Origin of the sequence: Enterococcus sp. FZMF (assembly GCF_030263915.1) — a bacterium.
GTDB classification, from domain to species: domain Bacteria; phylum Bacillota; class Bacilli; order Lactobacillales; family Enterococcaceae; genus Enterococcus_D; species Enterococcus_D casseliflavus.
On record NZ_CP127160.1, the window covers coordinates 1,815,001 to 1,841,735 of the forward strand.

General features: G+C 42.2%; 22 protein-coding genes, 2 rRNA genes and 1 pseudogene (1 of these 25 running past the window's edge). 5 read left to right on the top strand and 20 right to left on the bottom strand.

The window, feature by feature from the left end:
* From QN079_RS08815 to QN079_RS08855, 9 genes and pseudogenes are all read right to left on the bottom strand, one after another.
* Window positions 1-983, bottom strand: a 23S ribosomal RNA gene (locus QN079_RS08815) (it extends 1,932 nt beyond the left edge of the window).
* A 229-nt stretch (window positions 984-1,212) separates the two neighbouring features.
* A 16S ribosomal RNA gene (locus QN079_RS08820) occupies window positions 1,213-2,772 on the bottom strand.
* Together the 16S and 23S rRNA genes form the textbook arrangement of a ribosomal RNA operon.
* A gap of 541 nt (window positions 2,773-3,313) precedes the next feature.
* Window positions 3,314-3,499 (bottom strand): hypothetical protein, encoded by a 186-nt coding sequence (locus QN079_RS08825; protein ID WP_005230211.1) that lies wholly within the window; start codon window positions 3,497-3,499, stop codon window positions 3,314-3,316.
* Between the two features lie 139 nt (window positions 3,500-3,638).
* Window positions 3,639-4,160, bottom strand: a complete 522-nt coding sequence (locus QN079_RS08830; RefSeq protein WP_289229537.1) for a GNAT family N-acetyltransferase — start codon at window positions 4,158-4,160, stop codon at window positions 3,639-3,641.
* A gap of 65 nt (window positions 4,161-4,225) precedes the next feature.
* Window positions 4,226-5,164 carry a dihydroorotate oxidase gene (locus QN079_RS08835; RefSeq protein WP_142974400.1) on the bottom strand — a complete coding sequence of 313 codons (939 nt, stop codon included), beginning with the start codon at window positions 5,162-5,164 and terminating at the stop codon, window positions 4,226-4,228.
* 210 nt (window positions 5,165-5,374) lie between these two features.
* A pseudogene (locus tag QN079_RS16610) lies at window positions 5,375-5,919 on the bottom strand (zinc-binding dehydrogenase); the annotation flags it as partial.
* 443 nt (window positions 5,920-6,362) lie between these two features.
* Window positions 6,363-6,680 carry a DUF2500 domain-containing protein gene (locus QN079_RS08845; RefSeq protein WP_015509816.1) on the bottom strand — a complete coding sequence of 106 codons (318 nt, stop codon included), beginning with the start codon at window positions 6,678-6,680 and terminating at the stop codon, window positions 6,363-6,365.
* A gap of 756 nt (window positions 6,681-7,436) precedes the next feature.
* On the bottom strand, window positions 7,437-7,766 hold the full coding sequence (locus QN079_RS08850) for a metal-sulfur cluster assembly factor (RefSeq protein ID WP_005231940.1): 330 nt from the start codon (window positions 7,764-7,766) through the stop codon (window positions 7,437-7,439).
* Window positions 7,767-7,840: 74 nt separating this feature from the next.
* Window positions 7,841-8,776 (bottom strand): YitT family protein, encoded by a 936-nt coding sequence (locus tag QN079_RS08855; protein ID WP_005230189.1) that lies wholly within the window; start codon window positions 8,774-8,776, stop codon window positions 7,841-7,843.
* A gap of 153 nt (window positions 8,777-8,929) precedes the next feature.
* Here QN079_RS08855 and QN079_RS08860 point away from each other — a divergent pair, with 153 nt between their 5' ends.
* On the top strand, window positions 8,930-9,421 hold the full coding sequence (locus tag QN079_RS08860; RefSeq protein ID WP_005230187.1) for a YajQ family cyclic di-GMP-binding protein: 492 nt from the start codon (window positions 8,930-8,932) through the stop codon (window positions 9,419-9,421).
* A gap of 91 nt (window positions 9,422-9,512) precedes the next feature.
* Here the strand turns inward: QN079_RS08860 and QN079_RS08865 are convergent, their stop codons facing one another.
* The 3 genes from QN079_RS08865 to QN079_RS08875 all read right to left on the bottom strand — a co-directional run bounded on the left by QN079_RS08865 (window position 9,513) and on the right by QN079_RS08875 (window position 13,492).
* Window positions 9,513-12,005: an ATP-dependent DNA helicase gene (locus QN079_RS08865; RefSeq protein ID WP_289229539.1), complete on the bottom strand. Its 2,493-nt coding sequence runs from the start codon at window positions 12,003-12,005 to the stop codon at window positions 9,513-9,515.
* Between the two features lie 256 nt (window positions 12,006-12,261).
* Entirely contained in the window at window positions 12,262-12,798 is a 537-nt protein-coding gene (locus QN079_RS08870; protein ID WP_289229540.1) for a hypothetical protein, read from the bottom strand.
* Window positions 12,799-13,078: 280 nt separating this feature from the next.
* Complete coding sequence (locus QN079_RS08875) at window positions 13,079-13,492, bottom strand: GNAT family N-acetyltransferase (RefSeq protein WP_289229541.1); 414 nt, start codon at window positions 13,490-13,492, stop codon at window positions 13,079-13,081.
* A 98-nt stretch (window positions 13,493-13,590) separates the two neighbouring features.
* On the opposite strand from QN079_RS08875, the gene QN079_RS08880 reads away from it, so the two are divergent.
* The 3 genes from QN079_RS08880 (at window position 13,591) to QN079_RS08890 (ending at window position 15,931) form a co-directional block, all read left to right on the top strand.
* Window positions 13,591-14,211, top strand: coding sequence for an MBL fold metallo-hydrolase (locus QN079_RS08880; RefSeq protein ID WP_289229542.1), 621 nt, complete (start codon window positions 13,591-13,593; stop codon window positions 14,209-14,211).
* A 33-nt stretch (window positions 14,212-14,244) separates the two neighbouring features.
* Window positions 14,245-14,949 (top strand): histidine phosphatase family protein, encoded by a 705-nt coding sequence (locus QN079_RS08885; protein ID WP_005230175.1) that lies wholly within the window; start codon window positions 14,245-14,247, stop codon window positions 14,947-14,949.
* A gap of 148 nt (window positions 14,950-15,097) precedes the next feature.
* Window positions 15,098-15,931: an undecaprenyl-diphosphate phosphatase gene (locus QN079_RS08890; protein WP_289229543.1), complete on the top strand. Its 834-nt coding sequence runs from the start codon at window positions 15,098-15,100 to the stop codon at window positions 15,929-15,931.
* Between the two features lie 76 nt (window positions 15,932-16,007).
* Here the strand turns inward: QN079_RS08890 and QN079_RS08895 are convergent, their stop codons facing one another.
* Window positions 16,008-16,631 carry a DUF47 domain-containing protein gene (locus QN079_RS08895; protein WP_289229544.1) on the bottom strand — a complete coding sequence of 208 codons (624 nt, stop codon included), beginning with the start codon at window positions 16,629-16,631 and terminating at the stop codon, window positions 16,008-16,010.
* Between the two features lie 12 nt (window positions 16,632-16,643).
* Window positions 16,644-17,699, bottom strand: coding sequence for an inorganic phosphate transporter (locus QN079_RS08900; protein ID WP_005230169.1), 1,056 nt, complete (start codon window positions 17,697-17,699; stop codon window positions 16,644-16,646).
* Between the two features lie 236 nt (window positions 17,700-17,935).
* Here QN079_RS08900 and rpsT point away from each other — a divergent pair, with 236 nt between their 5' ends.
* Window positions 17,936-18,190 carry a 30S ribosomal protein S20 gene (rpsT, locus tag QN079_RS08905; protein WP_005230162.1) on the top strand — a complete coding sequence of 85 codons (255 nt, stop codon included), beginning with the start codon at window positions 17,936-17,938 and terminating at the stop codon, window positions 18,188-18,190.
* A 52-nt stretch (window positions 18,191-18,242) separates the two neighbouring features.
* Here the strand turns inward: rpsT and holA are convergent, their stop codons facing one another.
* The 6 genes from holA to QN079_RS08935 all read right to left on the bottom strand — a co-directional run bounded on the left by holA (window position 18,243) and on the right by QN079_RS08935 (window position 26,731).
* Window positions 18,243-19,262, bottom strand: a complete 1,020-nt coding sequence (holA, locus tag QN079_RS08910) for a DNA polymerase III subunit delta (protein ID WP_289229545.1) — start codon at window positions 19,260-19,262, stop codon at window positions 18,243-18,245.
* Window positions 19,263-19,293: 31 nt separating this feature from the next.
* Window positions 19,294-21,537, bottom strand: coding sequence for a DNA internalization-related competence protein ComEC/Rec2 (locus tag QN079_RS08915; RefSeq protein WP_289229546.1), 2,244 nt, complete (start codon window positions 21,535-21,537; stop codon window positions 19,294-19,296).
* On the bottom strand, window positions 21,509-22,006 hold the full coding sequence (locus tag QN079_RS08920) for a ComE operon protein 2 (protein WP_005230159.1): 498 nt from the start codon (window positions 22,004-22,006) through the stop codon (window positions 21,509-21,511). Before QN079_RS08920 ends, QN079_RS08915 begins: the two co-directional genes overlap by 29 nt.
* A gap of 93 nt (window positions 22,007-22,099) precedes the next feature.
* Window positions 22,100-22,741 (bottom strand): helix-hairpin-helix domain-containing protein, encoded by a 642-nt coding sequence (locus tag QN079_RS08925; protein ID WP_289229547.1) that lies wholly within the window; start codon window positions 22,739-22,741, stop codon window positions 22,100-22,102.
* An 86-nt stretch (window positions 22,742-22,827) separates the two neighbouring features.
* Window positions 22,828-25,422, bottom strand: a complete 2,595-nt coding sequence (locus tag QN079_RS08930) for a family 78 glycoside hydrolase catalytic domain (RefSeq protein WP_289229548.1) — start codon at window positions 25,420-25,422, stop codon at window positions 22,828-22,830.
* A gap of 19 nt (window positions 25,423-25,441) precedes the next feature.
* The gene (locus QN079_RS08935; protein ID WP_289229549.1) at window positions 25,442-26,731 is read right to left on the bottom strand and encodes a PTS sugar transporter subunit IIC; all 1,290 of its coding nucleotides are present in this window, start codon (window positions 26,729-26,731) and stop codon (window positions 25,442-25,444) included.
* Between the last annotated feature and the right edge of the window lie 4 nt (window positions 26,732-26,735).

Below are 26,735 nucleotides of genomic sequence, written 5' to 3' on the forward strand. Positions count from 1 at the left end.
GACTCCCGGATATGAATGAATGGCATTCGGAGTTTATCTGAATTCGGTAACCCGAGATGGGCCCCTAGTCCAAACAGTGCTCTACCTCCATCATTCTCAATTCCGAGGCTAGCCCTAAAGCTATTTCGGAGAGAACCAGCTATCTCCAAGTTCGTTTGGAATTTCTCCGCTACCCACACCTCATCCCCGCACTTTTCAACGTACGTGGGTTCGGTCCTCCAGTGCGTTTTACCGCACCTTCAACCTGGACATGGGTAGATCACATGGTTTCGGGTCTACGACAACATACTCATTCGCCCTATTCAGACTCGCTTTCGCTACGGCTCCGTCTCTTCAACTTAACCTCGCATGCTATCGTAACTCGCCGGTTCATTCTACAAAAGGCACGCTATCACCCATTAACGGGCTCTAACTTGTTGTAGGCACACGGTTTCAGGATCTATTTCACTCCCCTTCCGGGGTGCTTTTCACCTTTCCCTCACGGTACTGGTTCACTATCGGTCACTAGGGAGTATTTAGCCTTGGGAGATGGTCCTCCCGGATTCCGACGGAATTCCTCGTGTTCCGCCGTACTCAGGATCCTCCTAGGTGTTATCCAAATTTCGCCTACGGGGTTTTTACCCTCTTTGACATACTTTTCCAAGTATTTCGACTATCTGAATAGACTACCATATCGGAGTCCTACAACCCCAACAAGCAAGCTTGTTGGTTTGGGCTTTTCCCGTTTCGCTCGCCGCTACTCAGGGAATCGAATTTTCTTTCTCTTCCTGCAGGTACTTAGATGTTTCAGTTCTCTGCGTCTACCTCGACTGCGCTATGTATTCACGCAGACGTAACATCCTATAAAAGATGCTGGGTTCCCCCATTCGGAAATCTCTGGATCATAGCTTACTTACAGCTCCCCAAAGCATATCGGTGTTAGTCCCGTCCTTCATCGGCTCCTAGTGCCAAGGCATCCACCGTGCGCCCTTATTCACTTAACCTTTGACCTTACGGTCGGTTTTGAGTACTTCTTCTAGCGATAGAAGGTTGCTCAAGAAAATAAGCGTTGAACTTATTAAAAAACTCTTTTAACATTTCAACTCGGTGTGTGTTACTTGTTTTGATTATTTCTTCGATATCCAGTTTTCAATGAACAAATTTTGTTTGAGAGTAAACCTCTCAAAACTGAACAAAGGCAAACGATGTGTAGTCTTCCGAAATATTCCTTAGAAAGGAGGTGATCCAGCCGCACCTTCCGATACGGCTACCTTGTTACGACTTCACCCCAATCATCTATCCCACCTTAGGCGGCTGGCTCCAAAAAGGTTACCTCACCGACTTCGGGTGTTACAAACTCTCGTGGTGTGACGGGCGGTGTGTACAAGGCCCGGGAACGTATTCACCGCGGCGTGCTGATCCGCGATTACTAGCGATTCCGGCTTCATGTAGGCGAGTTGCAGCCTACAATCCGAACTGAGAGAAGCTTTAAGAGATTAGCTTAGCCTCGCGACTTCGCAACTCGTTGTACTTCCCATTGTAGCACGTGTGTAGCCCAGGTCATAAGGGGCATGATGATTTGACGTCATCCCCACCTTCCTCCGGTTTGTCACCGGCAGTCTCGCTAGAGTGCCCAACTAAATGATGGCAACTAACAATAAGGGTTGCGCTCGTTGCGGGACTTAACCCAACATCTCACGACACGAGCTGACGACAACCATGCACCACCTGTCACTTTGCCCCCGAAGGGGAAGCTCTATCTCTAGAGTGGTCAAAGGATGTCAAGACCTGGTAAGGTTCTTCGCGTTGCTTCGAATTAAACCACATGCTCCACCGCTTGTGCGGGCCCCCGTCAATTCCTTTGAGTTTCAACCTTGCGGTCGTACTCCCCAGGCGGAGTGCTTAATGCGTTTGCTGCAGCACTGAAGGGCGGAAACCCTCCAACACTTAGCACTCATCGTTTACGGCGTGGACTACCAGGGTATCTAATCCTGTTCGCTCCCCACGCTTTCGAGCCTCAGCGTCAGTTACAGACCAGAGAGCCGCCTTCGCCACTGGTGTTCCTCCATATATCTACGCATTTCACCGCTACACATGGAATTCCACTCTCCTCTTCTGCACTCAAGTCTCCCAGTTTCCAATGACCCTCCCCGGTTGAGCCGGGGGCTTTCACATCAGACTTAAGAAACCGCCTGCGCTCGCTTTACGCCCAATAAATCCGGACAACGCTTGCCACCTACGTATTACCGCGGCTGCTGGCACGTAGTTAGCCGTGGCTTTCTGGTTAGATACCGTCAAGGGATGAACATTTTACTCTCATCCTTGTTCTTCTCTAACAACAGAGTTTTACGATCCGAAAACCTTCTTCACTCACGCGGCGTTGCTCGGTCAGACTTTCGTCCATTGCCGAAGATTCCCTACTGCTGCCTCCCGTAGGAGTCTGGGCCGTGTCTCAGTCCCAGTGTGGCCGATCACCCTCTCAGGTCGGCTATGCATCGTTGCCTTGGTGAGCCGTTACCTCACCAACTAGCTAATGCACCGCGGGTCCATCCATCAGTGACGCAAAAGCGCCTTTCAACTTTCTTCCATGCGGAAAATAGTGTTATACGGTATTAGCACCTGTTTCCAAGTGTTATCCCCTTCTGATGGGCAGGTTACCCACGTGTTACTCACCCGTTCGCCACTCTTTTTCTTTCGGTGGAGCAAGCTCCGGTGAAAGAAAAAGCGTTCGACTTGCATGTATTAGGCACGCCGCCAGCGTTCGTCCTGAGCCAGGATCAAACTCTCATAATGATTTGTTTGAATGACCATACGGTCATTAAGCTCATAAAAATTAACTTTGCTAGCTATTGCTTGCATGTATTTGTTCCAATAAATTGAAACGTCCTACACATTGGTTCGTTTGCTTGCTTTGTTCAGTTTTCAAAGGTCCACCGTTCTGTGTTAGCAACTTTTATATCATATCAGAGTGACATTTAATTGTCAACTCTTTTTTAAAAAGTTTTTTTCGCTCGTTGTTTTTCAACTTCGTAGCGGCTGCCTCAGCGACTTAATTAGAATAACAAATGATTTGTTATTTGTCAACAACTTTTTTCAATTAATTTTGTTGATGTATCAACATTGATTAACTATTTTATTATTGCGACTTCGTTATAATATCATCTGTTTTATTTTTGGTCAAGTCTTTTTTGAAGATTTTTCAACTGTTGTTTTGACCCGCTGGCTCAATTGCCAACGTTGAATACTTTATCATTCTATGAATGAAAGAGCAAGCTTTTTTTCTGAAATTTTTCCAATTAACAAAAACAAAGAAAAAAACTACCCAAAAGGTAGTTTAATCAATATCGATCGTACGGAAACGGATTTGATTTTGATCGTCTCGTTTTAAGGTTGTTTCTTCTTTCAAATAAGAGAACTTCTTCTCATCGATCGCTGGATTTTCAAGCATTTCTTCATAACCTGCAAAAATATCATGGATGTATTTTTTATAAGCTTTTTTCTTTTTGATTCTTTTCTTCATTTGGCACCGTCCTTTACGTGCTTATCTTAGCAAGCCGAAAGGATTCTGACAACCATTATCCACATTTTCATACCAAAAATTCACTTTGACACACCTTTTCCATTCTTTCAGCCAAGGGACAAGAATGGAAAAAGAATGTTTAGTTTGTGATCAAACGTTTTTGAAAAGCCAATCGCTCTCCATTCGGAAAAGGAAATGTTACCTCTCCTTTATATTGATAGCCAGCTGCTTGGATATTCTTTTGCATCCCAATATTGGCTTTATACGTATCGATACGCAAATCAAGTATTCCTTGTTCTAAAGCAACCACTTCAAGAGCTTGCAGCAATTTGGCACTTAACTTTTGCCCTTTAAAATGAGAACTGACAACGACGCGATGAATGGATAGATACGGACCGTTTCCATCCCACCCTGCGCCGGTAATTGCGTTGTAGACAGGATCATCACCAGAAACCAGTGCCGCAGACGCTGCGATTTTCCCATCTTTCACTAACACATAGCTTTCACCTTTTGCAATATCTTCTTTGATTTGAGTTTCTTTTGGGCCATAGCCATTTTGCCATTGTGGTGATCCTTGAGCTTTTAAAAAAGCAATTCCTTCCTCAATCAGCGCCATTAACTCCGTTAAATCGCCCTCAGTTGTTTTACGAAATTTCTCCATTTAACCCCACCTTTCTTCTATGACTTTCTTCTATAAAAAGAAACAGAGGATGATAGAAAGTCGTTTTAATCAATCGTTTTTAGTTTGCCTTGAAATTCACTGATTGATTGATATCCTTTTTCTTTCATGATCGTTTCTAACTCTTTCGTCAATCGTTCAAAGATCGCCGGCCCTTCTTTTTGCAACTCTGTGCCGATCTGCAACATAGAGGCACCACACAACAAATGCTCATACGCATCTTGACCATTACGAATCCCACCAGTACCAATAATTTTGATTTCTGGCTTGAGACGTGTATAGAAAGCCCGCACATTGGCTAATGCCGTCGGTTTCACATATTCGCCTCCGAGACCACCAAAACCATCTTTTGGTTTGATGACTACCGAGTCAGTAGCAGGATCGATGAATAAAGCATTCCCAATACTGTTGATTGAATTGATGTAGGTTAACGGATACTTGTTTAATATCTTAGCCATCTCATCAAAGTGAGCCAAATCAAAGTATGGCGGCAATTTGACACCTAAAGGTTTTGTAAAAAAACTAAAGACTGTTTCAAGAATTTGATCGGTCAAAGGAAAATCATAGGCAACTTGTGGTTTTCCTGGCACGTTTGGACAAGAAAGATTCAACTCAGTGATTCCTTCAAAATCACTTTCTTGGATCTTCTTCAATAACTCAATGTTTTCAGCCACGCTCATACCAGCGACAGAGAAAAAGAAAGGCGCTTGCTGGGTCATTTCCTGCTGCTTTTTGATGGCATAATTTAAGTAGTAGTCCACCCCTAGATTTGGTAATCCCATCGAATTGATGCTTCCTAAAGGTAAATCGGTATAACGTGGTTCTGGATTTCCGGCACGTGCTTCTAGCGTTGCACTCTTCGTGACAAATGATCCAGCTGCTGATACCGCTAATTCATCTAATTCCTCGATCGTCATACAATGGACCCCTGAGGCGTTCATAAACGGATTTTCGTATGTATATTTCCCAAAATTCGTAGCTAACATTGATTCATTCCTCCAATCTTTTCAACTAGTTTACCGTTTCATTTCTGAAAATGCAACGGTGTCTTTGATTGGGACAGGTTTTAGAAGGAGCAACCTATTTAATCACTGTAGCAAATAAAAAAACCATATCCATAGCAGCTTGTTAAAGCTTGCTGAATAAATATGGTTTTTGAAAACAATCTGTTTGTGCTGTAATCAAATGTCTAGTTTTTAGAGCATGATCATGATTTTATTTAAGCTTTCACTTCTATTTACCGCTAAATCAAATGCTCTTTGAAGATATTCTAACGGAAAGCGATGGGAAATCCTATGACTGGCACTCAAGCGTCCGCTTTCTAAAAAGGTTATTGAATCAAACCATTCTTTGCCTGGGAAAGGCGCAGAATAGCTATTCCAAAAACCCTTAATGGTTAATTCACTGCGAAAGATTTTTCAAATGCCCGTTGCTTAATCAAAACATCAGAATAAGTGATCCCTTGAAATCCAATTTTCCCGTCTTTTTTTGTCACTAAGAGACATTGTTCTTCGGTTATTTTAGTACCTGCACACTCCATTGCAATATCTACGCCTAAACCATCCGTTATCCGAGAAATCTCTTTTTCAAGGTCTTGAACACTAAGATCGATCGTATCGGTGACACCTAAATCTAATGCTTGTTTCAGTTTCTCTGATTGAATATCAATGCCAATAATCTTTTTCACACCCGCAATTTTTAACCATTGGATCGTCAGCAACCCAATCGTTCCTAACCCAAAACGGCAACGACTTTGTCACTTGAAAGAGAAAATGTTTGTGAAAAACCAAGAACGATTTTTCCTTTTTGCAATTATTTCTGAAGTCACGTAAAAAACAAAAAACCTCGTAACAATGAGTCACGAGATTTTGGTGAAGCAATCTATTCTATTTATGAGTATTTAAAAACTATCCGTAGCTCATCACTTCCGCCAATAAATCGAATGGGTGAACTAAATTAAGCCATTCCTCGCAGGAAATTTCCTTCGGTTTTGGTTTTATTTATGCGACCTCATAAGTAGAAATTCTCAAGTGTTACTCGATGATACTTGCGTTTTCCATCGAAAGCGTACAATTCAAATCATTTCAAATGATAAGACACTTGAATAGGAGTTTTTTAATTGACTGTTCAACTTTTTTTTGAAATTGAAAACGAATAAACACATACTATATACATACAAATTTTTTACCTATCAAGTGAATTAAACCTTTTTCTTTGATACCTCAACACTCCAGTATCTCCGATGACGTATAATTTGTATTTTCCATACCCTACTTTAAATTCTAATCTTTCGCCACTTGCGATTTCAAATAAAAGATAATAGGTAATGGATTGATTCGTAAAGCCGTTTGCAGCAATATTCGTGCTACTAGTCATTCGTTTATCTACTAGCGTGGCAAGTACTGCCACTTCTGGCGTAGATTGATCCTTTAAGAATTCGACAATATGATATAAGATAACTGCGACGAAAATAAAAGCAAATAAAGTAAATAGAAAATCCACAAAACACACTCCTTTTTGTTTTTATGATCAAGGGAATCAACCAAATCATTTTTACAACTTAACTATAATTATACATTAATACAATTAATTAATCTCGAATCTCTAATAAAAATATGTAACTCGCTAAATGATTGACCGAAACTGTAGTTTGGCTATCGTTTTCCTATATGTATGGTTGCATAGAACACATTTGTATATTTGTTAACCAAGAGTCAGTTGATAGGATGAAATCACATGACCTTTGAAAAAGCATTCCTAGAATCATCCTTCTTCATTCTACATTGACTCCTTAAGGAAAATTCATCGTATCCCAAAGCCTCTGACTAAATTCAGTAACTTTTATTTAGACATGTTTTCTGGGATGCACCTTAAGGTTATCAATGTGGATGAATAAGAATTTAATCTGTGCTCTCTTTTTGTCAAAATGATCGAAGGTTTATAGAAAGTATTACTATTTCGGCAAAGTTAAATACTAACTCACTTTGAGTTGTCATATGAATGGAAAATACGTTGAGCTTTCAGGTTTAAAAATATATGATTTTCTTTAATGCTTTTAGTAAAAAAGCATAACTTTTTCACCAAGTAACTGTTTATTTAAGAAAGTATTCTATAAAAAAACTCTTCTACCAACTTTTTCAAAGTTAATAAAAGAGTTCTGTGTTTATATCCTCATTTTGCCAACTGTCCGATACCTAAGAAAACAGCTTGTTCCATCTAGTTAACAAATATGAAACAACTTTCTATGATTGAAAATCCTTAACGAATCCCCAAAGCAATCCGTGCGTAACGACTCATTTTATCGGTCGTCCAAGCGGGATACCAGACTAATTTTACCTCTGGATTTTTGACTTCTGGAATATCGCTTAGTGCTTCGTGTATCGATTCAGTCAATACGTCGGCTAAGGGACAGCCCATTGTTGTTAAGGTCATTTTGATTACAGTATTGCCTGTTTCTGCATCAAATTCGACTTCATAAACTAAGCCTAGATTCACTATATCAATCCCCAACTCAGGGTCAATCACGGTTTCCAAGGCAGCCAAGACACGCTCTTTGATTGCTTCTGCTTCTACTTCAGTATATGCCACGGTTGAAGACCTCCTTTAATTCTTGTTTCAAATAATACCTTCTTTTGCAAGATTTGTAAATGGACGATCCTTGATTATGGCCGGCTTTTCTTGTGTATTTTCAGTTCTGGGAAGACCCCTGTCGTTTTAAAGGTCCGTTGTTCATCATCTGTCGCAAAACGGCCTGTAATCGATTGGGTCGGCACAAAATTAATAAACGCATTGCCGTCAGCTTCTAAAACGGCTTGTTCTAAATCGTAGATCTCGTAGCGCGTCACGACCATCATGATCATATTGCCAGGTACGCCTGAATACCCTCCGACTGAGGGGAACAAAGTCATGCCGCGAAACACATGCTTAGAGATATTTTTCCCAACAGCTTCCGCATTGGTCGTAATAATCATTGCCGTTACCTTTTGATGACTTGTGTGCAGCATGTCCACAACGTAGCTCATTGCGAAAATCGAAATGATCGTGTACAAGGCACTTTCCCAAGAAAAGACGAAACCTGAGACCATGACAATGATGCCGTTTAAAATAAACATATATTTACCAACTGTTTTTCCAGTCGTTTTTGATAATATCAACGAAAGAATATCCATTCCGCCGGTGGTAAAACCCATTTTCAGTGAAAACGCAACGCCGACGCCCAACAGTACGCCACCTAGCAAAGCGTTAACCAAAATATTGTCAGTGATCGCTCCTTGCGGAAGGATCATCGTTAAGACGGAAACGACAACGACATTGATAAAGCTCAATAGTGTCGATGATTTCCCGAGTTTGATGAACCCGAGAACAAAGATAGGCAAGTTTAAGAGGAAAATAAACAGCCCTGTACTAAGGTGAACGCCAAAATGTTCCAAGGCAAGTGCCACGATCAATTGGGCGACCCCGTTCATCCCAGCAGAAAGAACGTTTGCGGGAATCAAAAAGAAATTTAAAGCAATGGCTGCAGTAATACCTGACAGCAAAATAACCCCTATTTTTTTCAATCGTTCTGATTGTTCGTGCTTCGTTAATAACTTACTCACAATGATCTAGCTCCTTCACTAAAAATCTCCTTCCAAAGAATAGCAGTTTGTGTGAAAAAATGAAACAATTATTTGCAAAAATTTACTTTTCATTCCCGCATCGTTCGCCTCCATGTTAAAATCATAGGTAAGAGATGAGAGGAGTGATTGATTTTGGCAAAAGAAGCAAGTTTTGATGTCGTATCTGAGATCAACACAGAAGAAGTGAAAAACGCCATTCAACAGGCGGAAAAAGAATTGAAAAACCGATTTGATTTTAAAGGCTCCACAGTAGAAATCAAGATGACTGAGGGCAAACTGACGATCGTTGGAGATGACGAATTTAAGTTGGAGCAAATCAAAGATGTGCTCTTTGCGAAGCTGATCAAACGGAATGTACCAACGAAAAATATTCAATTTGGCGAAACGGAGCATGCCTTGGGGGCAAAAGCTCGTCAAACGGCAGAATTGATCAATGGCATCGATAAAGAAAACGCCAAAAAAATAACGACAGCGATCAAAAACGCCAAGCTAAAAGTTAAAACCCAAATTCAAGACAATCAAATTCGGGTAACAGGCAAAAGCCGTGACGATCTGCAAGAGGTGATCCAATTGTTACGTAAACTGCCCCTGACGATCGATTTACAGTTTACAAATTATCGCTAATCAAAAAAACTAGAACAGAGTCTAACGTGATGGTTAGGCAAAATCAGCTTTATCTACTGATTTTGCGCAACCGCTCCTGAAAGCTCTGCTTCTAGTTTTTTTCTTGCCAAAAATGAGTCAATGCTTTTGATAACTCTTGCGGCCGACGAATCTGCAAGGCATGCTGCCAATGCAGTGGGAAAAGTTCTTGGTAACGCGGTGTCCGAAAGCGCTGATCCAGCAATAACACCACGCCACGATCGCTGACATCCCGAATCACTCGACCGGCTGCTTGCAGGACTTTATTCATCCCTGGCAGCTGATAGGCATACGCAAAGCCAGCTGCCTTTTTCTCATCGTAATATTCCCGAATCAATTCTTGCTCGTGATTGATTTGCGGCAGTCCGACTCCTACCACTGCTGCACCGATCAAGCGATCGCCTTTTAGGTCAATCCCTTCAGAAAAAATTCCTCCAAGGACACAAAATGCCACCAAAGTTTTTGGTTGACTCTTTGGTTCGTCTTGACTTTTATCCAGCAAGGATGATTGTTGCGAGTCAAAAGATTGAAACTGCGCAAGAAACGCCTCGCGCTCTGCTTCGTTCATAGCAGTCCCCTGAATCAAGACCTCCACCTCTGGCGCCTGTTGAGAAAATGCTGCCGCCACATCATCCAAGTAACGATAAGATGGGAAAAAGACCATATAGTTTCCCGCTTTCGCTGCCGTCATTTGCTGGATCGCATCAACGATCGCAGGAATGCTGGCTTCACGTTGGCGATACGTCGTTTGAATATAGTCCGCAATAAAAATCCCCTGATTTTTCGGATCAAAAGGACTTGGCAAGCGATAGCGCAAAGCTTCATCGCCGCCACCTAATACTTCTTGATAATACGACAAAGGGGTAAAGCTCGCAGAAAACAACAGGCTAGCCTTGCCCTTATCTAACACGGATTCCAAAAACGGCGCTGGTTCGATGCAAAATTGCCGTAATTTGATATCATAGCGGTCGATCTCCACCGTCGTTTCGTAGTGATCATCATAAAATTCACTGATCTTCAAATAATGGTTGGCTTCAAAATACACTTGCAGCACTTCTTCTTGCAATTCATGCTCAGGATTTGCCGGCAACCATTCCTTCATCAATTCAGCTAATTTGTATAGCTGATTGACCATTGTTTCATGGGGAGCTGCTTGATGGTGGTATGACCATCCTTCCTCTTTTGCTAATTGGGCTAAAGCCGCAAATTCTTTATCAACTCTGTTTAGTGCGCGTTTTAATTTCTGTTGATCCTTCGGCAGCTTCTTCTTTAATTCCTTAAATGGATGACGGGAGATCGTTGCGGAATACATTTCTTTCGAACGGTTAACTAAGTTATGGGCTTCATCCACTAAAAAGAAATACTCTTCGTCTGGCTCTTCAAAAAATCTCCGTAAATAAACGGTTGGATCAAACAAATAATTATAATCACCAATAATGACATCGCAAAAGACACTGACATCCAGTGAAAGCTCAAAGGGACAAACCGTATGCTTCATTCCATAAGTCTCGATCACTTCTCGAGTTATTTGGTTTTCGTGATGCAACAGATCCCACAAAGCTTCGTTGATTCGATTGTAATAACCTTGTGCATAAGGACAATGCTCTGGCGTACAGTTTCGTTCATCCAGAAAGCAAATTTTATCTTTGGCAGTGATCGTGACACTCTTGGTTTCACTACCGTTGTCTGCTAACTTGCTCAACGCATCTTCAGCCACTTGTCTGGTGATCGTCTTCGCCGTCAGATAAAAGACCCGATCTGCCCCTTCTTCCCCGAGAACTTTTAATGCGGGAAACAGCGTTGACATGGTTTTTCCAGTTCCCGTTGGCGCTTCCGCAAAAAGTCGCTTGCCATTTTTTAGTGTTTTATACGCCGCTGCTGCTAACTCTCGCTGCCCTTTGCGAAAGGTTTCAAAGGGAAAAGACAGCAGCTGCAAAGACGTATTGCGGACACGGCGCCAATTCTCTTGAAAAACTAACCATTTATGATATTCCTGAAGTAATTCTTCATAAAAAACAGCTAATTCTGAAAACTGAAATGTTCTTCTCGTACGGGTGGTCAGCTTTTCAGTGGTTTGATAATAAGTCAATTGCACGGCAATCCGATCGATGGGTCTCCTCGGATCATTTTCTCCTTCAGCAGTAGGTTCTGCTTCTGGGTTCTCTTGTTTTTCACTATCAGTAAGCGCAGCTTGTTCATTTTCTTGTAGTAAAAACAAATAAGCATAAACCATTCCCTGGGCAAAAAACAAATCGATTTGATCTTCAGGGATATCTTCGAAAGCTGGTTCTGAAGTTTTGATCTCATCGATCACCCAAGAATTAGCAGCTGCATCAAAAAAGAGACCATCGGCACGTCCTTCGACAGTGATCGAATCTTTCTCAATTTGGCTTTCTCGTTTGAAAAAGACTTCTTTTTGATACGCATCCCCAGCCTCTTTTTGTAGTTGGCGATGGATACGGGCGCCTTCTTGTGCGGTATGATTACTGACTTTGCGGCTATCAATATCGCCTCTGCGCAAAATAAATTCTACGATTTTTCTAACCGCAACTTTTCCTTTATACACGTGTTCACCTTCTCGTTTGCCATTATAGCGGATAGATCACTTTTGGAAAAGCGAACAGAAACAGCTTTTCATCCTCTGCGGAGAGTATCCTATCCAAACAGGTTTGATCTCTAAAAAAACCACTTGCGGCAAAATGCCTTCTCATCAGGTAATCAACGCCATTTCCACTTCCAGAAAATGGGTTTGACGAAAGGTTACCAAAAAAACCTACTCTACTCACCTAAGCAAGTAAAGCAGGAATATTTTTTAAGAGAATTTATTGATCGACCTGAATGTCATAGCTAACGCCATTTTGATCATAGGCCTTCTGATTATTGGGATCTAAGGTGAACTCAAAGGTTCGCCCATCTGCCATGATCGTCAAACGTTTTCCTTCGACGATGTATGAGGCATCTTGATAGGTGATCTCATAAATTTGATAAGGATCGTTGGACAACTGTACCTCTGAATGGGAAAAATGACGCTGAAAATCACTTTCGATTTGTCCTTTATACAAGGCAACATCACTAGAGCTGGCTGAACTATCTTCTAAGTCTGCCATCGGCAAATACTGCTTAACGATCGTCAACTCATTCTCATGAAAATCATAAACCCCTTGGCTTTGCGGAAAGATGACACTCTCATCTTGGATCAACATCAAATCAAGGTCGCCATTTTCAACCGCTTTTGAGGCGGAAGTAACGGTTTCAGAAACTTCTTTCGAATCATCGATGGATAGCTCTTCCTCAGCACAGCTCGCTAAAAGAAGCACAGCAAAGCATACAGTGAAAAAGAATTGGAGCGATTTTTTCATAAAAAACACCTTCTTACAAAAAGTTGATGTATACCAATCAAAACGAACACAAGGTCCTGAACACTTACTTTCCCCGAACTTAGTCACGACGAATGTTTCTGCTGCAGGAAAAAATTAGACCAGTTTCAAACGAAACACGCGCTTTCTTATTTTAATTAGTATAACAGCAGTTTTTTGCTAATGCGGTTTCTTAGAAAAATTTTCGAATTCCCACAATAATTCTGAGCTTTTCTCTCATCAAACTATTGGTTAGCCTTATCACCTGCCTGCCAAAGGGTGGTCACAGTATCTTCACGAAATAAAGCCTATCCGTGCCAAGTACAGGTGTGTCAGAAAGCACAGCAAATTGTTCGAAGCCGACTGCTTGATAGAACTGTGGCGCTTGGTAGTCTTGGGTGGTAACTGTCACGGAACGACACCCCGCTTTTTTACCGTGATCGAAAAGTGCTTGCATTAATTGTTTCCCCACCCCTTGATTCTGATGGTTTGGATCAACTGCAAACAATTGAATATGAATCGTATTACCTGTCCGTTTCCCAATCAACCCACCAAGTTGATCCTGATTGTCAAAAAATGCAAATGAAAGCTGTTCTTGATCGGAAAAGGCACTCACTGCCTCTGTTTTTTTCGTTGAATGATTGAGCCATTGACAGATCGCCTGACGATTGTCTTCTGTGTTCATCGTTTTTATCATTAATTTTTCACTCCTAAAAACCTTTCTTTGTTTCCTCTTATACTTTAAGCTATACTTATAGTCAGACACAAGTATTTGTGATCCTAGGAGGTTTTAGCATGAAAATCATTGGTTTAGTGACAGGACCCGTTCAAGAAAATTGTTACCTTATTTGGAAAGAAGATTTTTTGTTGATTATTGATCCTGGAGCAGAAGCAGCGAGATTGATCGCTGAGATCGAAAAAACAGGCGCAAAACCAGCAGCGATTTTATTGACTCACACTCATTATGACCATATCGGCGCAGTTGACCATTTGCGGGATTATTATCAGATCCCCGTTTACGTTAGTCCGCTTGAGCAAGAATGGCTAAGTGATCCTATGAAAAACCTTTCTGGTCGTCATCCTGAATTAGGAACCATCACCGCACGTCCAGCAGAATTCGAACTAGAATTGAAAGCGTACGAGATAGCTGGCATGTCCTTTAAGGTTGTTGCAACCCCAGGTCATTCCATCGGCAGCGTCAGTTTTATTTTTGACAAGTTTGTCGTTTCTGGAGACGCCTTATTTAAAGGTAGCATCGGTCGGACCGATCTACCAACTGGCAATCTTGAGCAATTGCTGACCAGCATCCAAACGCAACTTTTTGTTTTACCGAATCAGATGGCCGTTTATCCTGGCCACGGGGAACCAACAACGATCGAGATTGAGAAACGGACCAATCCGTTTTTTAACGCATAAACGAATTACGAACCAAAGGAGGAATTACTACTTATGGCAAAAACGGAATTGTATGTCGTGCGTCACGGGAAAACCATGTTCAACACATTGCAGCGTGTGCAAGGTTGGTGCGACACCCCATTGACTCGTACTGGTGAACAAGGCATCCATTATTTAGGACTCGGGTTACGAGATGTGGATTTTGTGGAAGCAGTATCCAGTGACAGCGGCCGTGCGATCGAAACGATGCGTCTGATACTGGGTGAACATGTCAGAGGACCAGAGATCCCTTATCATATCGACAAACGGATTCGTGAATGGTGCTTTGGCTCGCTTGAAGGTGCCTATGATGCAGAAATGTGGGGCGTTCTGCCACGGATTCTTGATTTTCCTGATTACGATGATATGATTGCCAATCATGTCTCGTTTGAGGCGATCGCCAATGCGATCTATCACGCAGATACAGCCAATTGGGCGGAAACCTTTGATGTGTTGACCGAACGTGTCAAAACAGGGTTTGAAGATATCGCCTACCGCGTTGAGAAAAAAGGCGGCGGTAATGCGCTAGTCGTGTCTCACGGCTTAACGATCGCTTTTCTTTTGCATCTGATCAATGATGAGAACAATGTTCGCATGGATATTGAAAATGGCTCGGTCACTCGACTGATCTACGAAGATGGCAGCTTTACGATTGCTGAAGTGGGCAATACCGATTACATCAAAAAAGGCTTGGCACTCTCTCAAGAACTTTTATCCTAAGAGAAACCTTTGGCAGTTGATCAATTTCTTTAAGAAAGGAGCAGTTTTTGTTTTAAAAACTGCCCCCTTTTTTTAGGAAAAAGATTGGTATTCGAATCAGGAAACGGTATACTAAGAGTTGTATTTTGTCATAGAAAGGACTGAACCAATGTTTTTTACAAATTTCATAAAAGCGATTTTATTTGGGATCATTGAAGGGATCACGGAATGGCTGCCAATCAGCAGCACGGGTCACTTGATTCTAGCCGACGAATTTATCGGATTGAATGTAACTCCCGAGTTTATGACGATGTTCAATGTTGTCATACAACTGGGTGCGATTTTAGCAGTCGTCTACTTGTATTTCCATAAACTAAACCCTTTTTCACCGCATAAAAATGAGTTAGAGAAAAAAGATACATGGACGTTATGGTTTAAAGTCGTCGTGGCGGTCTTGCCATCGGTTATTATCGGATTACCGTTAGATGATTGGTTAGATGCGCACTTCTACAACTTTTTCTCCGTTTCGATCGTCTTGATCGTTTATGGGATCGGCTTTATCGTGGTAGAAAAACGCAACAAAAATAAAGCACCAAAATGTACCGATTTGAATAAGTTCACCTACAAAGCGGCATTGATCGTTGGGATGTTCCAAGTATTGGCATTGATCCCAGGAACTTCTCGTTCTGGTGCTACTATCTTAGGTGCTATCATGATCGGCGCTTCTCGTTATGTTGCTGCTGAATTTTCATTTTTCTTAGGTATTCCCACCATGTTTGGTGCCAGTGCCTTGAAAATCTTCAAGTTTTTGAAAGATGGCAATGCCTTTGATTTCCAAGGAACCGTCATCTTATTGACAGGAACCATCGTGTCATTCATCGTTTCGATCATCGCGATCCGTTTCTTGATGAACTACATCAAACGGAATGATTTTACCGTATTTGGATGGTATCGCATCGTTTTAGGAATCATTTTGATCGGCTATTGGCTGATCCAATTATAAGCAAAAAGAGCAACTATTGCGGCAGTTACCTGCCCAAGAGTTGCTCTTTTTTTTCGTTTGAATGCTCTCTAGTTCCTCACGTGTTTTTGATCACCATACCATCGATAATATCAACCGCACTTTCGGTGTCGTTGATAATCGATTCAAAGCGATCATAAATATCTTTCCATTTAATGATTTCCAGCACTTCTTTTTCATCCGTAAACAACGCTTTTTTCATTTTTGAATACAAAAGATCTGCTTCTGATTCAATCGTATTTACATCGTTGATCATTTGACGCAATGTTTTTGAATTTTTGAACTTCGGAAACTCTTTTAATGCTGTTTCGACCCCCTGTGTCGCTTGAACGATCATTTCAGCAAATAAGTTCGTCTCGGGGCGGATCTTCGTAATGACCAAATTCTCAAATAAATAAGTCAATCCCATAATGCCATCCAAAATATCATCTAAGCGCTCAGAGATGACCAGGATGTCTTCGCGATCGATCGGTGTGATAAATGAGTCGTACAACTCATTCGTTAGCTCAGCGATCACCTGATCGCCTTCCTTTTCTAATCCATGAATCTCAGCTGCCGCTTCACTTATCGCTGTTTCAGAGTAATCATTGATCAACAGCGAAAAACGTTTCGCAGCTAGATGGCCATTTGTTGCCAACTGCTCCATTGCCGCAAAATAATCAAATCCTTTTTTTCGTGCCATTACTTTCTCTCCTCACAAAATTAGCAATAAAATTTTCACCATTAGAAACGCTATCAACCCACAACCAGGAAACGTTAAAATCCAAGCATAGATCATTTCTTTCACGATGCGCCAATCAACGCTAGAAAAACGTCGAGAAGCCCCTACCCCCATGATGGCAGTCGTTTTTGTATGGGTCGTTGAAACTGGGATACCAAATACGGAAGACAAGAACAAACAGATCGCAGCGGTAACATCTGCAGAAAAGCCTTGGTATTTTTCCAGTTTTACCATATCCATCCCTACTGATTTGATGATTTTCATCCCACCGACAGAAGTACCGATCCCCATGGTCAAGGAACAAAGAACCATCACCCAGAGTGGGATCGAAAAGCCATTGCCGGTCTTTTCAGCAAGATTGTTGTAGAAAAGCCCTAACATGAAGACACCCATAAATTTTTGGCCATCTTGTGCACCATGTAAGAACGCATTGGCACCAGCCGCAATGGCTTGACCAACTGTAAAAATTTTGTTGGCTTTTCGCCGTTGGGTATCGCGAAAGAGCCATACGATCAGTTTCGTGATCAGAAAGCCACCAATGAAACCCATCAACGTAGAAACGACAAGACCGATCAAAACTTTCAGCCACTCCTCGCCATTGACTGCATGTAACCCACCAAGGGCCATGGCTGCACCAGTCAGTCCTGCGATCAACGCGTGGGATTCACTGGTTGGGATCCCAAAATACCAAGCTGCGACCGTCCAAACAACAATTGAAAACAAGGCAGCGGCCAATGCGATCTGTGAGACTCGAAAACTCCCGCCTGAATCAAAAGTCACAATGTTGCTGATGGTTTCTGCAACTTGCGCATTAAAATACGTCATCACTAGCACACCTAAGAAATTCATGACGACTGCCATGCCAATGGCGATATTCGGGCGTAAGACTCTCGTGGAGACAGCGGTTGCAATAGCATTCGGCGCATCCGTCCAGCCGTTGACGAAAATCACCCCTAATGACAACACAATCGTTAGAAACAAAGCGATATTCACATAGATTCCCCCATTTAAAAATTCCGAAGTAATCATAGCATAGAAAGCTGTTTCTGTGTAAACTTTTTATAACTATTCAGTAAAAAATGTGTAAAGAAGCATTTTTAAAATCCATAAAGCAAAAAATAGCACGGCCAAAAAACAAATTTTTGTGTTAAGTAAAATTTCTTTACAACTTTTATTGCAATCACTCTTGGCATTAGGTATAATGACTAGTGTTGATTTATACGTTTTCTAAACGTAATTGAACTTTTTTTTCGGAGGTGAAATACATGCCAAACATTGAATCTGCAATCAAACGTGTTCGCACAAGCGAAGCGGCTAATGCTAAGAATTCATCTCAAGTAAGCACAATGCGTACAGCAATCAAAAAATTTGATCAAGCTGTTGAAGCTGGTGCTGATAACGTAGATGCGTTATATAAAGATGCTGTTAAAGCAATCGATATGGCTGAGACTAAAGGATTGATCCACAAGAACAAAGCTAGTCGCGACAAATCTCGTTTAAGTAAAAAAATTGCAAAATAAGCAAATTAAGAAAGGCGCAGCAATCATCGATTGCTGCGCCCTTCTTTTTAACTTACTGTTTGCCATGTTTTAAAACAAATAGCTGGAACAAATACTCTTTGTCCATCTGACCACTTTTTACTAAGTAATCATTTTCGATCAATTCACTATATAGTGCCGCTAATTGCTTTTCTCCAAACCCCCGAGCTTGCTGCATCGCTAACTTCACTCGGTACGGATGAATCCCCAACGTTTCTGCGATATTGGCTTGCTGGTAGCCAATTTTCATCAAAATCGCCGCCTGTAACAGCAGACGGACTTGGCTGATCAAGATAGCATTGATCTTGATCGTCTCTTCCCCTTGCAATAATAGATCGTCATACAAGCGCAACGCATCCGATACGTTCCCCTTTAAGACATCGCTGGTTAATTCAAAGACATTGTGTTCCAACGTCTTAGGGATCAACTGCAAGACGATCTCTTTCGTAATTTTATTGCCATTTCCTGCATACAGCCGTAGTTTCTGTAACTCCTGCATCGCTTTTGATAGGTGCAGATCCGTTAACCGTAAAAACAAATCAAACGCCTCTCGGCTCATTTCGATGCCATCATTGGCCAACGACTGTTGGAGATACTGACGCACGTCGGCTTCTTTCATAGGTGGGACATCAATCACAACTGCGGCTTTTTTCAATTGCTTAGTAATTTTTTTCCGTTCATCTAATTTATCGACATCTGCAAAAATCACCATTACCGATGATTCCAATGGGTCTTTGATATAATTCAAAAAATCATCTAGGTCATGCTCAGGTGCATTGCTCTTTTTTTCAGCCGTTAAGAAAAATGGCCGCTCAACGAACAGTAATCGCTGATCGCCAAAAAAAGGCAACGATTGGGCTTCTTGGATCACCATATCAAGGGAATCTTTCTCCATGTCAAAGGAAGCAAAATTCAGATCATCTTTCCCAACGGAAAAACGCTCCAAAAAGGCCGTGCGAACTTGCTCTTGTAAAAACATTTCACTGCCGATGACCAGATAAATCGATTGCAACTCCTTGGTTCGAATTGCTTGCAACGCTTTTTGTAATTCCATCGTTCCCCCCGCTTTCATTCTTATCCTACCATTAGTCAATCGGATAGTCTAGCAGCGTTTTTATCAAAAATGATTGTTGTTTTTCAGACCAAATAAATTGGATCATGCCCTGCTGATCGGTTCGCAAAACGGTCTGATTTGCCAACGTTTCAAGCACCTCTTCATGAGGATGCCCGTACCGATTGTTCCGTCCACTTGAAACGATCCCGAATTGGGGATCGATTGCCGCAACAAACTCAGGTACCGTCGAGGTTCGACTGCCATGATGCCCTAGTTTCAATACATCAACTTTTAAATTCGGATAATCATGAATCAACTTTTTTTCCCCTGCCTGTTCGAGATCGCCAGTAAACAAAAATGTTTTATCCCCTACCTTGGTTTTTATCACCATCGAATCTTCGTTTTGTCCTGCACCTGATTCTGGTGCCAATACTTGCAACTGAAGGGAATCCCCCACCACTTGGCCAACCGTCGTCCAAACAACGTTTGTCTGCTTAGGCAGCTCTTTTAATAGCTTGGCGATACGGTGATCTTGTTCACTTCCTGGTACAAGATATAACGTTTCAACAGGGATCGCCTTCATCAATGCTAGCGCATCTCCCATATGGTCCGTGTCCCCGTGAGTTAAAAACAAACCAGTAATCTTCCTGACTCCCTCCCCTTTCAAAAAAGGAATCAATGTAGATTCCGCGGCAGCTTGTCGTTTGCGCTCTTGCCAGTTTTCTTTCGGAAAAGATAGAGAACCTCCAGTATCGATCACATAAACTTCGCGATTTTTTTCTGCCTGTAAAACGATACTATCGCCTTGACCAACGTCGACATAACTAATGGTGGGTAAAACGCGATTCTGTTGAAAGACGATTGGTACAACAATCGAAAAACAGATCACCAGCAGCCACCGTTTCTTTTGGTAACAGAGCAGGCCAAGCAAACAACAACTAGCTGCCAATCCTGCAGGAAGGGCACCCACCGTTATCGATACGCCTCCTACAGCGCCCACGACAACTTCCATAAGTAATAAAAGCTCTTCAAAAAGCGCAATCAGCCCACTGATGGTTGGGAAAAGCGTCCCAGCAATGAACATTAAGAAACAGGCTGGCAGCAAAACCAATTGAAAAAACGGTAAAAAGACAAACGTCAAAAAGCCCCCAAATAATGGAAATTCATAAAAGAGCGAGACAATGACAGGCGCAGCTAGCACCGTGAGGAACTGACTGCGCCAAAACCACGTCAATTTGATCGGTCGCTGCATCATTATCAGGAAGGTCATCAAAAGACTTAGTTGCCCCGATGTTTGAAGCAATACTTTGGGATCAACGAATAAAAGAGCCGTTAAGACGATCCCATAATGATCACTTGCTGATAGCCGTTGTTGATAAAGAGTGGTCACTTGAGTAACCGACAATGCCAAGACAGCACGCCAGACACTAATGCCGCCGCCACAAATCCCAATTACGACCAAGAAAAAGACCCCCATTGGCAACAGCATTTCTTTTTGCGTAAACCCCAATCGGCAGAAGCATCCGCGAAACCACTTGAAAAATAAGACGACATGCATTCCTGAGATCGTAAAGAAATGCAATAAGCCACTAGCACGATACATTTGACGTACTTCTTGAAAGTCATGGTCTTTAAAACCAAAGAGCAACGCATTGATATAGGCTGCTGAGCGTTCAGGAAAGATTCGTTGCACAGAAGAAATAACCTCTGCTCGAACTTTTGCAAGCGAAAAGCCTGAGTCTGCTGCTTCCATTCCTACCATTTGCTCGATATGGACTGTGCCAATAATTGATCGACTGGCTAGATAGGCAGAATAGTCAAACCCGTGGCGGTTTCGTGGTTTTTCAGGAAGAGAGAAAAATCCTTTCACCAGCAGCTTTCTTCCCCAATCGGATCGATCCTGCCATTGCTGTTTTTCAGTCTCTGAAGAAATCGTGTAACGACCAATCACTTTACCTGTGGAAGATTTTGCTTCAAACGTAAGCAGATCGCCATTGATTTTGATCGTGTCTGGCAACACATTGACTACCCCTTGATACTCACCTTCTTGTATGTTTCCAGTCCGAGAAAGACAGACGCGGACACTTAACAGCAACAGTCCGACAAAACAAATCATGCACAAAAATGCTTGTCGTCTTAAGACAAGCATCCCGAAATAATAAAGTGCAATGAGTCCCAGTAAGATGGACTGCACATAGTAAGCAGTCACCGAACAAGCAAAAATAATACTAAGAAATAAAAATGAATCAGTTCTCTTTTGTTGGTTGTGCATCATTCAGCACACCAAATGAAAGTTTTTCAAAATACACCGGATCGAGTTCAACTTGGTGGACGGAAGCACCTACTTGTTGAATCAATTCCATTGCATACTGATTGTTACGATAGTCATTCAAATAATGGATCGTTTTGACCCCTGCTTGCAAAATTGCTTTCGTACAGGGAAGGCAAGGGAAATGCGTCACATAGATTTCCGCATTGTCTGTTGACACCCCTAATTTTGCACATTGCAATAAGGCATTCATTTCTGCATGAATCGTCCGAATACAATGGTCATCGACAACATAACAGCCATCGTCGATGCAGTGTACATCGCCACTGACTGACCCATTGTAGCCTCCAGCGATGATTCGGCGATCTTTGACTAATGTAGCGCCGACTTCAAGTCGGGAACACGTACTGCGTAAAGAAAGTAAAACAGCTTGCGCCATAAAATATTGGTCCCAAGGGATTCTCGTATTGCTCATTCATTTGCTCCTTTGCGATTGATTAGTTCTATTCTAATCGAATTTCTTGAATTTTCAACCGTCATTTCTTAGTATTTCTTACTTTTATTTGGTTCAGTCCGTCACTGTAATCATCTCTTTCAAGGACTCAAAGGTCTTCTCTCCGATGCCTGTGATCTTTTTTAGGTCATCAATCTGTTTAAAAAAGCCATATTCTTCGCGGTAAGCGATGATTGCCTCTGCTTTTTTGGCACCCACGCCTGGCAGTTCTTGCAGTTGCTGCGCATTGGCTTGATTCAGATTGATTTGTGTCACTGCTGTCTGGCTGCCACCTACTCCTGAAACATTCATCTCCATAAACGCTTGATCCTCTTTATGAGGGACGATCACCATCTGTTGATCTTGCAACACCTGTGCTAAGTTTATGGCTGTTTCTAACGCCTCTTCTGTCAGACCACCTGCTTGTTCGATCAATTCATACATCCGTGCACCTGATTTTAAACGATAAATGCCCGGTTGGTGCACTTCTCCTTTGACATCTATAACGATCTCATACTCTTCATCGTGAAGACCATCTTCTTGAAGGGTTCCACCTTCCCCCATTTCAGACGATTGACCTGCTGCATCTGCCATTGATTGCCAGTTTGTTTCTTTGTTTTGCGAGAACGGTACAAACCAGATGATCAGCAAAACCATCAAAACAGCACCACCAACTGCAAATCGCCAATAGTCTTTGAGCAGCTTCCATTGATCCATTTTCACCACCTCATAGATGAAATACGCAAAAAATAGAAAACGACAGAAAAAAGTCAACACTTTCCACGTGTCGACTTTTTCACTAGCTAAGAAGTAATCGTATAGATACAGGTAACTTTCTTTTGGCTCCCCTCATCCTCTATTTTCTCGCTGACTTTTCTAAAACCTTTCATCTGACTGATTTCATAGCCACATGTTCGTGGCAACTCCACCGTTAAGCGAACGGTACGATCAGTCTTTTCCCAGCTTAAAGTTACTAATCCAAACGTACTTTGTAAGGAGCCTTTGACATGGGCTACAGGTACATCGAAGGCTGGTTGTATCAGTATCCCAGCGCTTGTCATCTGAATGCCTAATAAATGACGGACAAACCAATACCCATAAGAAGCAAACATGGCATGATTCAACGAACCCTCGTAAGTGGCTGAATGTTGCGGCGTTGGAAAATGTTCCATCAAAGTGCCGTTTCCGCTTGCCAACATTGCTGCATAACTAGGTGCAGATTTCCTCGTTAACCAATCAAAAATAATATCATTATAGCCAGCTTCAGCCAGCAACTGATAACTCCATGCCATCCCGAAGATGCCGAAAGAGAAAATACCCTCTTGCTGCTTGATCCTTTGTACTAATTTTGGCAAGATTTGTTTTTTTTCACTGAGTCCTGTTTTCATTGCAAAGATCATGCTAGACAAGGTATCCGCACCGTATTGCTCATTTCCTTTAGAAAACTGCTGTTCGATTTGCTGTGTCGTATACTGGATCGCTGCTGTCACTCGCTGACAATAGTCCTCGTTACCAATGATCCTCAAGTCGATCAATTCTTGGTAACGCTGTAGTAAAAGCAGATACATGCAGGCAGAGCAAAAGGACTGATCTGGCGAAGTAATGACCCCGTTTTGCTGAGTTTCATCAATTGCTCCCCAATCACCGAGGCAGCACTGGGCGATATAATCAAAATCAAAAGCGAGTAAATAGTTGAGATGCCGTTCCAAGTGTGGACGCAGCTTGGCAACCACTGCTTGTTTCCCATAGGTCTTCACCAATGCCAAAGCAAGCTCTGGAACTACCAATTGCCACCCTAACGCACCACCACCATTTGATGGACCATTTGTCATGATTCCTACAAATGGCGCAGTTGCAGTCATTGCACCATCCGGTCGTTGGTCGTTGGCAAAATCCCACAACACTTTTTCCAACAACGGCTCAATCGCCAGATCTGCCATCTGTGTTGGCAATAAAGCGACGATGTCTCCGCCATATCCGAACCGCTCACGGGTGCAGTCCTCAAAATACGAGTGGATGTTGTTCAACCGCGTGGCTTGGCCAACCGCCCATAACTGATTCAAGAAGGGATCGGAGGTTTCAAGGGTTACCAACGATTTCACATCCGTATGCAGGCGATAGGCTTTGATTGCGCCCACAATCGCTTGAAGGTTGTTAGCAGGTTTCGTCTCGATCAACGCATAGCGAAAGGAATGATACGTGTAGCGGTTTTCAAAAACGAACGTCCTCGCTGCCGTTTTCTCAATGATGTCTCGTTGAACGATGGGATCATCTGGCTGCTTCCCTTCATAGGGATCGTAGACGCCATAAGTTCCACTGATCGTAGACGTATAATCAGGGTTGCCTTGCTCATCTAATGTTTCTGCATAGCTGATTCTGATCTGACCAATGAAATCTTTCTCAAGTGTACAAGCAAATTGACCGCTGATGATTTGACCGAAGTCAATAAGCAGTCCCGCTGCAGTTTCGGTCATTTTTTGGGGAACGATCGATTGTGTGCGCTTGATTTTAGGAATAAAGCTTGGCTTAAAACGTCCCGCGGGACCAGCAATTTGTACCGTTTTTCCTTCTGGACGAGGATCAGGTACATCGGTAACGATTTCTCCTATATAAAGATTGTTTTGCAAATAAGGCCCAAAACTACTTTGCCACTGATTGTCTGAGTAAATGTAGCGATTCTCTCCTCCGTCATTTAACTGAAGCTCCCCCCAGAAACAGGGTTTACCGATCGCTAGTTGTTTGCGGATGTTATACCGTCCTAAAATCTCAATCGGAGCAGGGTTGTACCAGCCATTCGCAAGTTCAACTTCGATCCGATTGTCTCCCTCCTGTAAAAAATCAGTTAATTCATAAGTATCATAGTAGACGACTTGATCATAGTTCGTTACATCACTGTTTAAGTAAACATCTGATACCGTTTTTCCATTAACAGATAAGCGATAAAAACCAAGCCCGCAGCAATCGATCACTGCATAGGAAGGACACTTTTCCAGTGTGAAGGAGCGGGACAAGCAGCTATTTTTCTCTTCTGAAAAGTAAAACCGTTCTTTTTTAATGGGATCATCTAAGCGAGTGATCCACTTGCCCATGGTTTCTTTAGGTTGCTCACGCTTTTCTATGGTGAAAAACACACTGCTGTAAATGGTGACATCGTTTCCTGCTCCTGCTGTCAATTTGACTTGATATTTTTTTCGCTGCGGATGCTGTGGTAAGTGGACCGCCATTTTATTCTCAGAAGCGGCTATGTTGGAAACGTCATACACTGCTTGCTGCTGTTCATTGAAGAGTTGCAATCGATAGCCTTGGTGATTGGTCATCGACCACTCAATAAGGACCGGATCATTTAAATCCACTGTTAATGGCTTTGTCTTCCCGTTGATGGTTATCGTTTCTTTCATAGGCTGCTCCTTTCGTGGGTTATTGTGCTTCTTCAATACAGATCTGCTTATCAGCAACTTTGATAAATGGCAACCAAATCACCGTTGCGATCACGATCAAGACGATTTGTAGCAATGCGCCCATGATACTACCAGTGACAAAATAGCCGCTAATGATCGGCGGAGTCGTCCAAGGAATTTGTGCAAGCCCTGTTGGGATCGGGACTAACCCGAAATAAAAGGCAAAGTAAGCGACGATCGTTGTGACGGCATTCGCAAAAACAAAGGGAATGAGAAAACTGAAATTCAACATTAACGGTATCCCGAACAACGCTGGTTCACCGATATTGAAAATATAAGGAACACTAGCAATTTTTCCAACCTCTTTGTACTGTTTGCTTTTTGCTACGATCAAAATAGCAATGATCGCACCGACGACCCCAATCGAGGCAAAATGATTCCGAAAGCTCATACTGATAATATTCGTTGGAATCTCTCCCGCCACTGATGCCACACGATTTTGATCTTCAAGGACTTGATGGATTGGGTCCATCACTGCTTGAATGATCGAAGTTCCATGAAGGCCAAAAAACCACAAGAATTGCTCGAAAATTTTCACAACGACCATTCCAACTAGGGAGCCACCTAACATAGTTAATGGAATCCCAAGGGTCCCATTGATCAACGTCATGGCATCACTGTTAAATAAGGCTTCGATGATGACTCGGATGACCCAAATCGTCGTGATGACAAGAAAAGATGGAATCACCGATTCGAATGGACCAGAAACAGCTGGTGGTACCGCTGCTGGCATTTTGATTTTGATTCCTTTGCCCTCAATTTTTTTATAAAGAACTGTACTAAAAATACCGACAATAATCGCTAAAAACATCGATTGCGCGCTAACGCGGGTGATATCTAAAAAAGTCCCTGCTTCCATTGCATCCAACGGTGTTAATAGTAAAAAGGAAACAAAAGCAGTTAAGACACATTGCAAAACATTTGTTTCAATTTTTTCTGCCAGAGATTTTGCGAGGGAAATGACAACTAGCAAACCACCGATTGCGAGTGTGGCATTGTTGACATAGAGCAATTTCTCTTGCCAGACACTAGCATCTTCTGTTCGCAACACCATAGTAATAAAATCGGTCACTTGTTGGATCGGAAAAAAAGCAATAATTAAAAAGATCGACGCAATAAAGGTGAATGGCATGTATGCTAACATTGCATCCCTAACTGAAGTAATATAAATATTCCCATTGACTTTACTTGCAAATGGACCAAGGGTACTTTGGATCTTATCCCCTAATGATGGTTTGTCGTGGTTCATGGTG

Bases quoted from the DNA above. Each gene is read 5' to 3' on its own strand.
- QN079_RS08900 (WP_005230169.1), bottom strand. From the start codon at position 17,699: ATGATTACTTCGGAATTTTTAAATGGGGGAATCTATGTGAATATCGCT.
- QN079_RS08830 (WP_289229537.1), bottom strand. From the start codon at position 4,160: ATGGAGAAATTTCGTAAAACAACTGAGGGCGATTTAACGGAGTTAATG.
- QN079_RS08885 (WP_005230175.1), top strand. From the start codon at position 14,245: ATGGCAAAAACGGAATTGTATGTCGTGCGTCACGGGAAAACCATGTTC.
- rpsT (WP_005230162.1), top strand. From the start codon at position 17,936: ATGCCAAACATTGAATCTGCAATCAAACGTGTTCGCACAAGCGAAGCG.
- QN079_RS08920 (WP_005230159.1), bottom strand. From the start codon at position 22,006: ATGAGCAATACGAGAATCCCTTGGGACCAATATTTTATGGCGCAAGCT.
- holA (WP_289229545.1), bottom strand. From the start codon at position 19,262: ATGGAATTACAAAAAGCGTTGCAAGCAATTCGAACCAAGGAGTTGCAA.
- QN079_RS08880 (WP_289229542.1), top strand. From the start codon at position 13,591: ATGAAAATCATTGGTTTAGTGACAGGACCCGTTCAAGAAAATTGTTAC.
- QN079_RS08935 (WP_289229549.1), bottom strand. From the start codon at position 26,731: ATGAACCACGACAAACCATCATTAGGGGATAAGATCCAAAGTACCCTT.
- QN079_RS08875 (WP_289229541.1), bottom strand. From the start codon at position 13,492: ATGATAAAAACGATGAACACAGAAGACAATCGTCAGGCGATCTGTCAA.
- QN079_RS08930 (WP_289229548.1), bottom strand. From the start codon at position 25,422: ATGAAAGAAACGATAACCATCAACGGGAAGACAAAGCCATTAACAGTG.
- QN079_RS08835 (WP_142974400.1), bottom strand. From the start codon at position 5,164: ATGTTAGCTACGAATTTTGGGAAATATACATACGAAAATCCGTTTATG.
- QN079_RS08915 (WP_289229546.1), bottom strand. From the start codon at position 21,537: ATGATGCACAACCAACAAAAGAGAACTGATTCATTTTTATTTCTTAGT.
- QN079_RS08895 (WP_289229544.1), bottom strand. From the start codon at position 16,631: ATGGCACGAAAAAAAGGATTTGATTATTTTGCGGCAATGGAGCAGTTG.
- QN079_RS08890 (WP_289229543.1), top strand. From the start codon at position 15,098: ATGTTTTTTACAAATTTCATAAAAGCGATTTTATTTGGGATCATTGAA.
- QN079_RS08870 (WP_289229540.1), bottom strand. From the start codon at position 12,798: ATGAAAAAATCGCTCCAATTCTTTTTCACTGTATGCTTTGCTGTGCTT.
- QN079_RS08825 (WP_005230211.1), bottom strand. From the start codon at position 3,499: ATGAAGAAAAGAATCAAAAAGAAAAAAGCTTATAAAAAATACATCCAT.
- QN079_RS08925 (WP_289229547.1), bottom strand. From the start codon at position 22,741: ATGGATCAATGGAAGCTGCTCAAAGACTATTGGCGATTTGCAGTTGGT.